The organism is Micromonospora sp. NPDC000207, from assembly GCF_040300925.1.
Taxonomy (GTDB): domain Bacteria; phylum Actinomycetota; class Actinomycetes; order Mycobacteriales; family Micromonosporaceae; genus Micromonospora.
This window is the reverse complement of sequence record NZ_JBEPEQ010000029.1, coordinates 1-12,844: the sequence shown is the minus strand read 5'-3', so window position 1 is coordinate 12,844 and position 12,844 is coordinate 1. Positions and strand designations below refer to the sequence as shown.

General features: G+C 67.8%; 14 protein-coding genes. 3 read left to right on the top strand and 11 right to left on the bottom strand.

The window, feature by feature from the left end; all coding sequences use genetic code 11:
- The first annotated feature begins 32 nt into the window (after positions 1-32).
- Positions 33-479 (top strand): lamin tail domain-containing protein, encoded by a 447-nt coding sequence (locus ABT336_RS09810; RefSeq protein ID WP_350896129.1) that lies wholly within the window; start codon positions 33-35, stop codon positions 477-479.
- A gap of 103 nt (positions 480-582) precedes the next feature.
- Here the strand turns inward: ABT336_RS09810 and ABT336_RS09805 are convergent, their stop codons facing one another.
- The 9 genes from ABT336_RS09805 to ABT336_RS09765 all read right to left on the bottom strand — a co-directional run bounded on the left by ABT336_RS09805 (position 583) and on the right by ABT336_RS09765 (position 6,805).
- Positions 583-1,479: a hypothetical protein gene (locus ABT336_RS09805; protein WP_350896128.1), complete on the bottom strand. Its 897-nt coding sequence runs from the start codon at positions 1,477-1,479 to the stop codon at positions 583-585.
- Positions 1,480-1,537: 58 nt separating this feature from the next.
- Positions 1,538-2,254: an antibiotic biosynthesis monooxygenase gene (locus ABT336_RS09800; RefSeq protein WP_350896127.1), complete on the bottom strand. Its 717-nt coding sequence runs from the start codon at positions 2,252-2,254 to the stop codon at positions 1,538-1,540.
- Positions 2,255-2,385: 131 nt separating this feature from the next.
- A complete protein-coding gene (locus tag ABT336_RS09795) occupies positions 2,386-2,919 on the bottom strand; it encodes an NADPH-dependent FMN reductase (protein WP_350896126.1) in 534 nt (177 codons plus the stop codon).
- A gap of 80 nt (positions 2,920-2,999) precedes the next feature.
- Complete coding sequence (locus ABT336_RS09790) at positions 3,000-3,929, bottom strand: diacylglycerol/lipid kinase family protein (protein WP_350896125.1); 930 nt, start codon at positions 3,927-3,929, stop codon at positions 3,000-3,002.
- 53 nt (positions 3,930-3,982) lie between these two features.
- Positions 3,983-4,582, bottom strand: coding sequence for a helix-turn-helix domain-containing protein (locus ABT336_RS09785; protein ID WP_350896124.1), 600 nt, complete (start codon positions 4,580-4,582; stop codon positions 3,983-3,985).
- 137 nt (positions 4,583-4,719) lie between these two features.
- Positions 4,720-5,040: a DMT family transporter gene (locus tag ABT336_RS09780; RefSeq protein ID WP_350896123.1), complete on the bottom strand. Its 321-nt coding sequence runs from the start codon at positions 5,038-5,040 to the stop codon at positions 4,720-4,722.
- 79 nt (positions 5,041-5,119) lie between these two features.
- A complete protein-coding gene (locus ABT336_RS09775) occupies positions 5,120-5,992 on the bottom strand; it encodes a hypothetical protein (RefSeq protein ID WP_350896122.1) in 873 nt (290 codons plus the stop codon).
- Between the two features lie 198 nt (positions 5,993-6,190).
- Entirely contained in the window at positions 6,191-6,463 is a 273-nt protein-coding gene (locus tag ABT336_RS09770) for a hypothetical protein (RefSeq protein ID WP_350896121.1), read from the bottom strand.
- Between the two features lie 3 nt (positions 6,464-6,466).
- Positions 6,467-6,805 (bottom strand): hypothetical protein, encoded by a 339-nt coding sequence (locus ABT336_RS09765; protein WP_350896120.1) that lies wholly within the window; start codon positions 6,803-6,805, stop codon positions 6,467-6,469.
- Positions 6,806-6,952: 147 nt separating this feature from the next.
- Between ABT336_RS09765 and ABT336_RS09760 the strand changes: the two genes are divergently transcribed.
- The gene (locus ABT336_RS09760) at positions 6,953-8,359 is read left to right on the top strand and encodes an NsdA family TPR-like regulatory protein (RefSeq protein ID WP_350896119.1); all 1,407 of its coding nucleotides are present in this window, start codon (positions 6,953-6,955) and stop codon (positions 8,357-8,359) included.
- A 3-nt stretch (positions 8,360-8,362) separates the two neighbouring features.
- On the opposite strand, the gene ABT336_RS09755 is transcribed toward ABT336_RS09760, so the two are convergent.
- Positions 8,363-8,929 carry an NUDIX hydrolase gene (locus ABT336_RS09755; protein WP_350896118.1) on the bottom strand — a complete coding sequence of 189 codons (567 nt, stop codon included), beginning with the start codon at positions 8,927-8,929 and terminating at the stop codon, positions 8,363-8,365.
- 219 nt (positions 8,930-9,148) lie between these two features.
- On the opposite strand from ABT336_RS09755, the gene ABT336_RS09750 reads away from it, so the two are divergent.
- Entirely contained in the window at positions 9,149-10,654 is a 1,506-nt protein-coding gene (locus ABT336_RS09750) for a restriction endonuclease (protein ID WP_350896117.1), read from the top strand.
- Positions 10,655-11,651: 997 nt separating this feature from the next.
- Here ABT336_RS09750 and ABT336_RS09745 read toward each other — a convergent pair.
- Complete coding sequence (locus ABT336_RS09745; RefSeq protein WP_350896116.1) at positions 11,652-12,494, bottom strand: DUF6602 domain-containing protein; 843 nt, start codon at positions 12,492-12,494, stop codon at positions 11,652-11,654.
- Positions 12,495-12,844: the final 350 nt, after the last annotated feature.

The window sequence follows — 12,844 nt, the reverse complement described above, 5'->3', positions numbered from 1 at the left end:
GCCGGTCGTCACCATTTCTGTGGGGGAAACGAGTGAGGAAGTTGCTGGGCGTCACCATGGCCGTCGCGGTCGGGTTCGGGGCGGCGATCACCGTCGCCGGTCCGGCGCAGGCCGCTCCGGCCGTCGAGATCACCAGGGTCTACGTCAACTCGCCGGGCACCGACACCTCGTCGAACAAGAGCGTCAACGGCGAGTACGTCAAGCTGACCAACCGGCGCTCCACCACCGTCAGCCTGAAGAACTGGACGGTCCGGGACAAGGCCCGGCACGTCTACACGTTCGGCGACGTGAAGCTGAAGCCCAAGGCCAGCATCGTCCTGCACACCGGCAAGGGGACCAACAGCGCCACCAAGCGGTACTGGGGTCGCGGCTGGCACGTCTGGAACAACACCGGGGACACCGCGTACCTGCGCAACTCCACCGGCAAGCAGATCGACTCCTGCTCCTGGAAGAAGGTCGAAAGCTACAAGAACTGCTGATTCCCACCCGGCCCTTCGGCGTCGACCCCGGTCCCGGGGGTCGGCGCCGAAGGCGCGTTCCGGGTCGACCGGTCGCTGGTCCCCTCCTGCGGCCGGCGTCGTCTCAGCGGCGGGTGAAGGCCCGTACCAGGTTCACCACGATGATCAGGGCACCCGCGCCGGCCCAGAGGTAGAGGAACGAGCTGCCGTCGCCCTCGGAACCGGGGAAGCCCATCCGGGGGAAGAAGTTGAGGACGACGGCGATCACCACCAGCCAGACGACCGAGCTGACCACCGCACTGACAATCGCACCGGTACGGCCCGGAGTGCGCCGGGCGGGGCGCTGATCGTACGCGGGCGCGGGGCGCTCGCCCGGCGACGCGGGCTGCCGTTGCGGGCGGGAGAGGGCGTTCTCGCCGGACTGCCGCAGCCGCCGCAGCCGGGCGGCCCACCCGACCTCCTCGATCGGGCTGGTGATCCGGGCTCCGCCGACCTCCTCGATCGGGCTGTTGCGGGGCCGGTCCGTCGACTCGGCGTCCCGCCAGCGGGCCTGGTCCGCCGCCTGGGCCGCGTCCCACCGGGCCTGGTCGGCTGCTTCGGCTTCGCGCCACCGGACCTGGTCCGCCGACTCGGTGCCGCCCCACCCCGGCCGGTCCGTCGACCGGGCGCCTCCCCATCGGGTCTGGTCCGTCGACGGGGCGTCGCCCCATCGGGTCTGGTCGGTCGACCGCAGGTGGGGCGAGGGTGCCCGGTCGGGACCGGACCAGTCCGGCTCACCGGAGCGGGACCGGTCCAGTCCCTCGGGACCAGGGCGCCCCTCGAGAGTGGACTCGTCCACCACCCGCTTCTTGAGGTTCTTGGCGGCCTGCACGCCGATGTAACCGGCCATGCCGACCCAGATCAGGCCGAAGGTCGAGAATCCGTTGCCGAACATGTACGAGACCGCGACCAGGGTGACCACACCGGTGACCACCGTGGTGACCAACAACTGGATCTTGGAGGGCGGGTAACGACTACGCATGGGCCGACGGTACCTGGGCTTGTCTCGTATCGCCCCTGGTCAACCTGGCGGAGAGGGCTCAGCCGACCCCGTCGGCCGGGTCGGTGGGCTCGAAGGTGGCGGCCAGGTGGAACCTATCCACGCCGACCTGACGTACCCCGGGAAAGGCCCGGACCCGGTCCCAGAGCGGCCCCCGCGAGACGCTGCCGCCGTTCGCGGCCAGGGCGTCGGCGTGCGCCTGGACCGACGACCACTCGGCGAAGTTCAGCACCCGGGTGCCGTCCTCGCTGATGTGGAAGAACCCGCCGATCCCGCCCTCGGGTGGGCCGTCCGCCGAGGCCCGGTCGGCGTCGAGGGCGACGAGGACGGCGTCCACCCAGGACCTGGCGGTCACCTCGTCCGGCGTCTGGACCTGCACCGCCACCAGGGCACCGGGACGGGGCGCGGGGTCGACCCGCTGTCCCCGGTAGAGCCGGTACCGGGTGAGGTCCAGCCGCTCGATCCCGGGCACCGCCGTGTCGATCCGGTCCACCCGCTGCTGTCGCCCATCGGCGAAGAACGCCTGGTACGCGTCCTCGTCCCGCCACAGGGTGTAGTGCCGGACGGTGTCGCCGTCGGTGCCCACGAAGACGCTGTACGACAGCAGCCCGTCCACCCCCGGACGGTCCGCGTACGCCTCGACTATCGCCGCCACCACCGCCTGTTGCCGTTCGGTGGTGCCCACCCGCCAGATGCTGGTCAGGATGAGGCCGGAATCCGTTCGGGTGGGATCGGGCCAGGTGTCGGTTCGGGTCATCGTCGTCATGGGACCGACGCTAGGAACTGCACCGTGGTTGAGGTCAACCCGACCGGAGAACCCGCCCGACCCCCCGCTGGGAACGCCCCCGATCCGACGTCCACCGTTCCCGCAGGGGGCGGGGCGGACACTCAGCCGGCGGCGTACGGCCGCAGCGCGCGGGCCTCCCGGAGCGCCTGCGCCCACCAGACGAGCTGGTCGAACTGGCGACGGGCGGCGGCGTCGGTGCCCGCCCGGTCGTGGGGCTGGCCGTCCTCGGCGAACCGATCCGCCGCGCCGTGGAAGCTGACCGTCTCCCGGATGGTGACAGCATGCAGTTCGGCGAAGACGGGCCGCAGGTGCTCGACGGCGCGCAGCCCGCCGGAGAGCCCGCCGTACGACACGAAGGCGACCGGCTTGGCCCGCCACTCCAGGTAGTGCGCGTCGATCACGTCCTTCAGCGCACCCGGGTAGCTGTGGTTGTACTCCGGGGTCACCACCACGAACGCGTCGGCGGCGGCGAGCCGCTCGGTGATGCGCTCCGGGTCGACGAGGTCCACCAGGTCGACTGTGAGGTCCTTGCGTTCGCTGGCCTGACCGACCACCCAGTTGGCGACGACGGGACCGAACCGCCCCGGTCGGACACTCCCCATGATCACTGCGACCTGCAACGTCGGACTGCTCATCTCTTGTTTCCCTCCACGGAACTCGGTTGGACCATCCCGACGGTAGGTACTCAACCTCACTTGAGGTCAACTGCGGCCGGTCACCGGTCGGGGCTGTCCGCCGGTGCCATCACCCGCAGGGCGTTGGCGTCCAGGCCGATCCGGATCGGGGTCTGACCGCACAACTCGCCGTCCACCTCGACCCGGGCCGGACGGTCGGTCTCCACCACCAGCTCGCTGACGGCCAGGAACGGGTCGTCGCCGAGGGTGCGGCGGTGGCCGGTCACGGCGTTGCGCACCGCGTCCCAGAGCAGGCCCGGCACTGCCGGACCCCCCACCGGGTACGCCACCAGCAGCCGGTCGTCGGCGTCGGCGTCGGCGGTGATCGGCCGACCGGCCTGGAACCCGCCGTTGGCGACGAACATCTGGTGGGTGACGAACTCGTGTTCCCGCCCGGCGGCCCGCACCGTGGCCCGCATCGGCCGATGCCGGGTGAGCAGGGCCAGGGCGGTCGTCGGGTACGCCAACCGGCCGGTGAACCGCTTCAACCGGTGCGGGGTGTGCCGCATGATGTCGGCGGAGAGCCCGATCCCGACGTGGTTGGCGAAACGCATCTCCCCGGCGAGCCCCAGGTCGACGTCGATGACCTTGCCGTCGGTGAGTACGCCGATCGCCCCGTCCAGGTCGATCGGGACGCCGACGGTCCGGGCGAAGTTGTTGCTGGTGCCCAGCGGCAGCAGGCCGAGGGCCATGTCGGCGTGGGCGAGCAGCCGGGCGGCGGCGCTGAGCGTACCGTCGCCACCCCCGGTGACCAGCAGATCCGGCCCACGCCCGACCGCCTCGTGGAGGCTGCGTTCCAACTCGCCCGGCCGCTCCACCGGGTACGTGCCGATCAGGTCGAAACCGGCCGCCAGCAGCCGCGACCGGGCCTGCTCGTAGAGCCGACGGCCGCGACGGGAGTGGGCGTTGATGACCAGCGCCGCCCGTCGGTCCCGGCGGATGGTCGTGCTCAGCTCCTGCTTGGTTCGCATGGCCTCCGAGACTAGCGGCGTGAGCTGAGAATCAGTCGATGTGCCGGGCGGTCTCAGCCCCGGTCTGCCTTCCCGGACCCGCCCCGGGGGCGGGCGCGCAGGTGGGCGCGTTCACCCTGCCGACCGAAGAGACTGAGAAACTCGACAGGTTCGTCGTCGGCGGGGCCGAACCAGTGCGGCACCCTGGTGTCGAACTCGGCAGCCTCACCGGGGGCCAGCACCAGGTCGTGCTCGCCGAGGACGACCCGCAGCCGCCCGTCGAGGACGTACAGCCACTCGTAGCCCTCGTGGGTTTGCGGCTCGGGCTCCGCCCTCCGCGACGTCAGAATAATCTTGTACGCCTGGATCCCGCCGGCCCGTCGGGTCAACGGCAGCATCGTCATCCCGTGCCGGGTGACAGGGCGCAGGTGGATGCGCGGATCCCCGGTCGGCGGTGCGCCGACCAGCTCGTCGAGCGTGACCCCGTGCACCCGGGCCAGCGGCAGCAGCAACTCCAGGGTCGGTCGACGGGTGCCGGACTCCAGCCGGGACAGGGTGCTGACCGAGATACCGGTCTCGGTGGAGAGTTCGGCGAGGGTGGCCTCCCGCTGCCGCCGCAGCGCCCGCAGCCGAGGCCCGACCGCGTCGAGTGACTGGTCGAGGTCGTCTTCCATGCCGACAAGCTTGCCACTCCGGCAATCCGCCTTGCCAGTCTTCGTCGGTGACCCGCATTGCCAGGCCTTGCCGGCGGACTGCGCTGCCGGTCCTTGTCGGCAGCCTGCACTGCCAGGTCTTGTCGGCGGCCCGGTGGTCAGTGCGTACCGCCCAGGTTGAGGATCACCACCCCGGCGATGATCAGGCCGACCCCGACGACCTTCGTGACGGAGAGCGGCTCACCGAGGAAGGCCGCCCCGATCGCCACGATCGCCGCCGTGCCCAGGCCGGACCACATCGCGTACGCCACCCCGACCGGCACCGTCTTGACCGCCTGCGACAGCAACCCGAAGGCCGTGACGTACGCGACCACCAGCCCGACGGTCGGCCACAACCGGGTGAACCCGTTCGTCGACTTGAGCAGGCTGGTCCCGACCACCTCACTGGCGATCGCCCCGAGCAGGAACAGGTACGCCACGTCCCGTCTCCCATGCACTCCGCAACGTCCCGTTCCCGGTCCCGTTGATTCGGTCGGGGGTGCTGGTCGGGGTCGGCCCTCAGTCGTTCGGAGAGGTCCGATGTCCCAGGCGCGGTGCCCGTACCACCGGGGTGCCGGCCGTCCCCGGACGGAAGTCCCGGGCCGCACCCGCGACCATCTCGTCGGGGTCGCCGACCAGCGCCTCGCGGATGTGCGGCGGGACCAGCTCCGAGGTCGCCACCGCCGTCCGAACCTGCACCGAACGGTCGTCCACCAGTCGTCGCAGGTCCGCCTCGCTCAGCTCGACAGCGAGCACCAGCGCGACGCGGACGTCCACCACGGGGTCCTGGGCGAGGGTGCTCCGCTGGGCTGGGGTGGTCCGCGGATTGCGGGCGAGCCCCTTGCGTACCCGCGCGGTGCGGTCGGCCATCAGGGCCGTGATCACATCGGGGTCGTGGGTGTGGGTGGCGAGCCGCTCCCGTACCTCGGGTGAGACATCGCCGACCAGTCGCGCCGCCAACTCGGGCTCCAGTTCGCGGGACTCCGCGAGGAGACCGCGAAGCTCCTTGTCACGGGCGTCGGCCATCACCCGGCGAACCGACTCGTCGCAGGCCGGGTTCCCGGCGACCGCCCACCGGACCCACCGGTCGGCATCCTTGACGAGCCGCAGGAGATTGCCTACCGACGTCGAAGGGTTCCTCGCCACGGCCTCCCGCACGTCACGATCGAAATCACGGGTCAACGTCCGCAGTGCCTGCGCGGGAGCGTCCGGGCGGCCCGCGACCGTCCTGCGGACCGCAGCCGACGGGTCGGAGGCCAGTTCGATGAGGTCCATCTGCGACGTCGTGGGATCCTGCGCGACGGCGAGCTGCGGGTCTGTGCCGTCACCCGCCGCGACGGCCCCCGGCCCACCGTGACGACCCGACCCACCGACGCCCTGCTGCTTGCCCATAGCCGCCATCATGTCACGGGCCGGTGGGGGACCCGCGAGGCGTGACACGGGGCTCCGATAGTCACGCAGTCGGTCACCCAGGAAGCACGAGAGGGCACATCAGTGAATCGATGTGCCCTCTGACCTCTGTCGGGGTGGCCGGATTCGAACCGACGACCTCTTCGTCCCGAACTGGCGGCAGGCCGGTCGGATCGGGTGTCATCCGAGGTCGTCCGGCCTGCTGGGGGCGCGCTGGGTCGGGTTCGGCGGGCTGGGTTGCTGTACTTCGCTGCTGTACTGCTCGTCGACGAGGAACTGCCGGAAGTGGGTGCGCATCTCTAGCCAGTGACGGTGTTCGTCGCAGGGGTGGAGCCGGCCGCAGCGGCACAGGCTTAGGGCCGCCTCGGCATGCTTGGTCAACAGGATGTCCGCGTGGTCGACCTGGGCCTGGGCGTACTCGCGGAAGGCGGCCGAGGTGTAGAGGGCTCCCATCGGTCACCGCCCCGACTCGGGGGTGTGGCGGTGGAGCCAGAGGGCTTCGGCGACGGCGTCTCTGGGGTCGACGTCGCCGGACGCCAGGCGCTCGCGGGTGACGGCGATCCAGGGCGGCGAGGCGGGCGTGACCTCGCCGCAGGCGGTTCGCATTCCCTCCTGGGCGAGCTGTGCGAGCCGGCAGGGGTCGCGTTGGTTCGTGTGCCAGCAGCCGGCGATCACGCAGAAGCCGAAGCTGTCAGGCCGGTGGGCCTCCCAGAGGGCGCGAGCCAGTCGCCACAGTAGGCGGTGTTGGCAGTCGGCGGGCGGTTCCACGGGCGGGTTCTCGACATCGAAGGACATGCGCTGACGGTCCCGTTCGTCAGCGGGCCGTTCCATGGCCAGCGGTCATGTCACGGTGACATGGGACGACTCGACCAGCGTGAATGGTCGCCATAGGCTGTCGCTCTGCACACCTTGAGTAGTCGGAACGCGACGCTGGGAGCTGCCGTGCTGCTCGATCCGCTGCGAATACCGGAGGACGCGTGGTCGCACGGCGAGGTGGTGGCCGCCCTGGCTGCCCGCGACATCGGCGGCCTGTTCCGCTGGATCACGGGTCTCACCGGGGCGAGTCAGAGCCGGATCGGCGCGGCCGTCGGGCTGGAACAGGGCTACGTCAGCCGGATCATGGCCGGACGCAAGGTCACCTCGATCGACGTCCTGGAGCGGATCGCCGACGGCTGCCGGATGCCCGACCAGGCGCGGACCACGATGGGGCTGGCACCCCGACAGACCGCACCACCGGCTTTTCCCGACCGGCGCACCCACGAGCCGTTCCACGGGACCTGGCAGGAGGACGTACGCAGTGCCGCAGAGCTTTGGCGAGGTGACGTGAACCGTCGAGACGTACTCCGGCAGGTGGCTTTCAGTTCCGCCGGCTACACGCTGCCGGCGCTGCGCTGGTTCACCGCCCCCGACCCGGCTCCGGTCACCCAGCCTGGCCGCAGCGCGGTCGGTCAACCCGAGATTGACACCATCCGGGCGATGACGTCGACCTACCGCCAGTTGGACAACCAGTACGGCGGTGGGCACGCCCGCGACACCGTCGCCCGCTACCTCCACCAGGAGGTGACGCCGCTGCTCACCGACGGCCGGTACGACCATGCCACCGGTCAACGGCTGCTGAGTGCCGCCGCCGAGCTGGCCCAGCTCGCCGGATGGCAGGCGTACGACACGGCCGAGCACGGCATCGCCCAGCGGTACCTGACCCTCGCCCTGGACTTCGCCCACGCCGCCGGAGACGACGGCCTCGGCGCGGAGATCCTCGCCGCGATGAGCCACCAGGCCACCTACCTCGGCCACACCGCCACCGGCCTCGACCTGGCCCGCGCCGCCGGCCGGACAGCCCGCCGCGCCGGCATCCCAGTGCTGGCCGCAGAAGCCCACGTCATGGAAGCCCACGCCCTGGCCAAAGCTAACAACGAACGGGCCTGCGCCGCCGCCCTGCACCAGGCGGAACAGGCCCTCGACCGGGCCGACCGCAGCGCCGACCCGCAATGGCTCAGCTACTTCGACGAGGCGTACCTGTCGGCCAAGTTCGGCCACTGCTTCCACGCCCTCGGCCGCAACACCCACGCCGAACGCTTCGCCGCCCGATCCCTCCGCATGGACAACCGGTACGTGCGCGGCAGAGCCTTCAACCTCGCCCTACTCGCCAGCGTCCACGCCCAGCAGGGCGAACCCGACCGGGCTTGCGCTATCGGCGCGGAAGCCCTGACCCTGACCACCCAGCTACGGTCAGCCAGAGCCGTCCGCTACCTCCGCGACCTGCAAACCCACCTCGCCCCGCACCGGCGACTACCCGCCGTCCGGCACTTCACCGGCCGCATCGACGCCACCCTCGGCCCCCGACGCTGACCATCACAGCTCCCCCCGAGCCCTGCGGGCGACCAACTCCAGCACGGCGATCACCGTGCCAGCACCGACGATCTCGCCCCGAGACACCAGGCCGTACGCCTCATCGAGCGGAATCCACGCGACCTGCTCAGCCTCGTTCACGTCCACGGGTGTGCCCATGTGCTCGGCCTGCCGGGCCAGGAACAGCAGATTCTCGGCGTCGGCGGTCCCAACCCACGGTTGAAAGGACAGCAACGGCTCCACCGACTGGGGCCGCCAGCCGGTCTCCTCCTCGACCTCCCGTACCGCACATTGCGCCGGGTGCTCCTCGTTGTCGACGTAGCCGCCGGGCAGCTCCCACACCCACCGGTCGAACACGAACCGATGCCGCCGCATCAACAACAGACGTTCCTGATCGTCGAGTACAGCGACCATGGCCGACCGGGGAGCCCGGATCACGTACTGCTCGAAGCGAACCCCGTCCGGCAACTCCACCTCGGCGATACTCAGCCGTGCCCGACGGGTGTCGTCGACCACCCGCTCGCCGTGAACGGTCCACCGGGTCAACTCCGTCGCCTGCTCCTCCACCACCCTGCCAGTATCCGCACCGAACCTTCGCCACGCGTCGTCGGCGTCAGTGGGCGCGTCCGGTATGACGGGCTCGGGCAAGTGTCCAACACAGATCACCGTCAGGGCGGGCCGATGAGTGAGAGAGCCGATAACGTCCTTTGCTACTCTCCGTTGCCTACGCTTCTCACTGCGTTGCGCGCGAGCTAGGCTCACACCTGCCTGGGAAGCTGCGGAGGACACATGGCGCGACGTAAGGGTCTCATCGCTCAGATACTCGACGCCCGTAAGCAGGCTAAGAAACTTGAGGCGCAGGCAGCGGCACGCCAGCACCGAGAGTTGATGGCCGAGCAGAAGCGCCAAGAAGCTGAGGCTCACCGCGAGGCCATGCAGGCGGAGGCTGCGGCAAAGAAGGCTGAAGCAGCGCGATTGCGGCAAGAAGCACAGGCGAAGCGCCTGGCAGGCCAGGCGGCGACAAAGGCTGCCCGAGAAGCCATCCAGCGTGAGCGTGCCGAGGAACGACGTCGGGCTGCTGACACCCGTGCGAAGGCACAGGAGGAAGCCACCTCGAAGCGCCTGGCGGAACGAGAGGCGCATGCTGGCAAGCTGATGGAGGCTGAGTTTCGGACCGACGCTATCGGCATGAGGGTCGCGGAGTACGCACAGCTACTGGTTGCGAGGAACAGGGGTGCCGCAGCGGCTGCCCTGGAACTCAGGGCGGCGTTATCCAACGGTAGCCCCACTGCATTTGTCGAGCGTCTGCAACACGCCCTTGCTCAGTCTCGCTATCCCGAGGGTCTGACGGGAAAGGTCGCAGGCCACTATGATCCAGCTTCTCAGGAATTGCTGCTTGAGTACGAGCTACCACTCCAGGACGTCGTGCCTACCGTTGTCGGTTATCGCTATACGACGGCGAAAGGAATGGTTGCCATACCTCGCAAAGAATCCGAGATCAAGAAGCTGTATGGCGACATTCTCGCGCGACTAACATTGCGTACCATTGCCGAGGTGTTCGACGCCACACCTCCGGACCTCGTCACTGGCATCGTCTTCAACGGCTACGTATCCACGAAAGACAAGGCCACCGGCCGATCTGTTCGTCCGCTCCTGATGAGCGTTGGTGCAGAGCGGGACAAGTTCGCCGTAGTGGAACTCGATGAGCCGGAACTGGATCCGGTGCTGTGCCTCCGCAGCCACCTCAACGCCATTGTCTCTCCGCACCCGTACGACCTGGAGGGCGTCAGGCCGGTGGTGTCTTTCGACCTCTCGAAATATAAGTTCGTTGACGAGATGGATGTGCTCGCTGGCTTAGATAGCCGCACGGATCTACTCACCCTCTCGCCTGGAGAGTTCGAGCACCTCATTCGGCGACTCTTCGAAGCCATAGGCATGAAGTCGTGGGTCACGCAGGCATCCAAGGATGAGGGCGTCGATGGAGTGGCTGTCAATGAGGATCCGATCGTCGGCGGGCTCTGTATAATCCAAGCCAAGCGTTACAGCAAGATCGTCGGGCTTGAAGCCATCCACGCGCTTGCCGGGGTAATGGACCACAAGCGAGCAGCCAAGGGCGTCCTCGTCACTACCTCTTGGGTCGGAAAGGCGAGTCGCGACTTCGCTGCCGCAAACGGGCGCATCGAGATCATCGAGGGCCGCAATCTTAAACACTTGTTGAAGGAGCATCTCGACCTAGACGTCCTGATCGGCCTAGAAAAACTCCCCCCAGGTTGGGACAGAGTAGACCTGGAGTAGGAGTCTTGCGATCGCATAAGAGCCCTCGCTTGTAAGTCCTGGGCGCGTTGTCCGGCGGGGTCCGCCCGCGTCTCTGGCCTAGGGCAACCGTTCCGGACCGCCTGGGACAGGGGCGCTCCGTTCGCGCCGGTTGCTGTTAGCAGCTCCACCCTGGCCCGTCAGTCAGGTGGTCGTCGCGGCATTGCTGCCGTCATCGAACCATGACCGAGCGGTGTAGAGGTCGGCGACCTCGGCTGCCGGTGGCTTGGCCACTACGACGCCAACGCCCAGACGGCCCAGTCGCCCCTGTCGACCAGTCCAAGGATGTTCCGATGAGGTGTCGCCTTCTGTCGGAATATCACGCGACACTGCAACTACTTCTAAGGACGTGCCTCCCAGGCAGGGGGAGGGTTGCCATTACCCCAACCCCGTACATCCATACCGTTTCAGTGATCGCCGCTAGCGCTTTGAACAACTTTGACTTTATGGAGTTTGTGGACATCGCTTCTCCCTCCGGCTCCTTCGGAGCGCCTTCACTCACTGCTACCGCCCTGATGTTCAGAAGACGTATTAGAGCGAGGATTAGGAGCAGCCCACCCACTGCCTGCACGACGTGTGGGATTTGAACCCACAGCTCCCCCACCTGGGAGGCACGTACCGCCTCAGTCTAGCAGTGCCGCACCACCACGTGCTTCCTCCCGGCTGCCTGAGTCCGCCACCTGCCAGCGCCGGGCATCTAGCATCTGGGCCCAGGTTCGCTGGCCTCCGTAGCTGTCGACCATGCACGTATCCTGTAGTGGTGAAAGCCCCTATCTGGAGCGCCTTGGCTGCATGGGTCGCGCTCGTAATCAGCGTTGCTAACCTCTGGTACAGCGTCGTCCGGGTGTGGTGGCGCGAAAGGAAGGCGAGTCCAGCGCTCGTGCTCCCCCGCCGACAGCCGCTCCAGTCTGGGCTGGTTGCTGTCATGGCTGCTGTCAGCGGCAACAGGACCACTGCCTGAGGAGCGACTGCGCATCCATCAGGTGACGTCGCCTTCGGCCTCGCCGCTTCGAGGTCCTCTGCGGCGTGGTGGGATCAGGCCATCCGCTTCCAACATTAGGTAATTGAAGTAGTTGCCGATTACCACATTCATCGCTGGCATCTCCTCAAGCTCGGAGAGCAGAGAGGTCAGGAACATGCCAAGGGTGTAGTCACCCCACGCGTCCTTGCGGTAGCTCCCATTAAGCATTTCGTAGACGGATCCCTCACCCAGGCATGCTACTTCCGAAACCAATCTATAGCTGTCAAGATTCCACTTTGACCCCGGAGACTTTTCTGAATAGCGAGCCGCCGAATTCAGAACAGGATACTTGCTACACAGATCCCGATAATGCCGGTCCAGCGTATCGAGCTTCAATCCACCATAACCAAGCACCAGCAGCATTGGCGGCCGGTGATCAACCAGTTCGTTAAGGGATCGCACGGGCCTTTCCGGCTGCAAGCCATACACCGAATACAGGTTCTCGAAGGCATCCCCAAGCGTGACTTTTGTGAGGGTAGTTTTCACCTCGATCACCGCAAGTACGCCTTCGACTGGAAGTATCTGGTTCTTGTTCTCATCCACGAACAGTTTCGGGCAACTCATTGCATCGTATATGATGACGTCGCAATGCCTGCTAGATTCGCCAGCACCGTTGACTATTTTGCCCTTACCTACCCCAAACTTTGCCGGAAAAAAGTTACGCAGGACCTCGCGCAACACATGCTCATTCCCTAGCCCTTTTTCTAGGTTGTGTCCAATTATGTTCGCCTGCCTAGCCTTCTCTGCCAGGAGGCGATTCAGTTGCTCAAAAACGGCTTTGCCAATCTCGTTCATCGTCATGGAGCCAGCCCGGTTAGGTAGAGGGAGGAGTCCACATTGTCCCACCCATGCTCACCAAGGTGCCATCCCGTCTGCCGTCGACCCGCCCTCCTGGGGAGCGGGCCGCCGCCCGGCCCGCCACGTCAAGCGGACCTTGACGGCTCGTGCGGACGCTGGCGGGTCGGGCGGTGGTCTGCTCGGCATGCCCGGGTTGATGGCAGGCGGGATGGCCACCGCAACCACCGACGGACCGCGACCCGCCGACGGAGCCCCGGCCATCCTGGAGCCGGAGCGCCCCCGCCGGAGGCGCTCTAACCGCACCCCCGCGACCGCCGCCAGCTCGCCGACGCGGCCGGCGTGCGCTTCCCTAC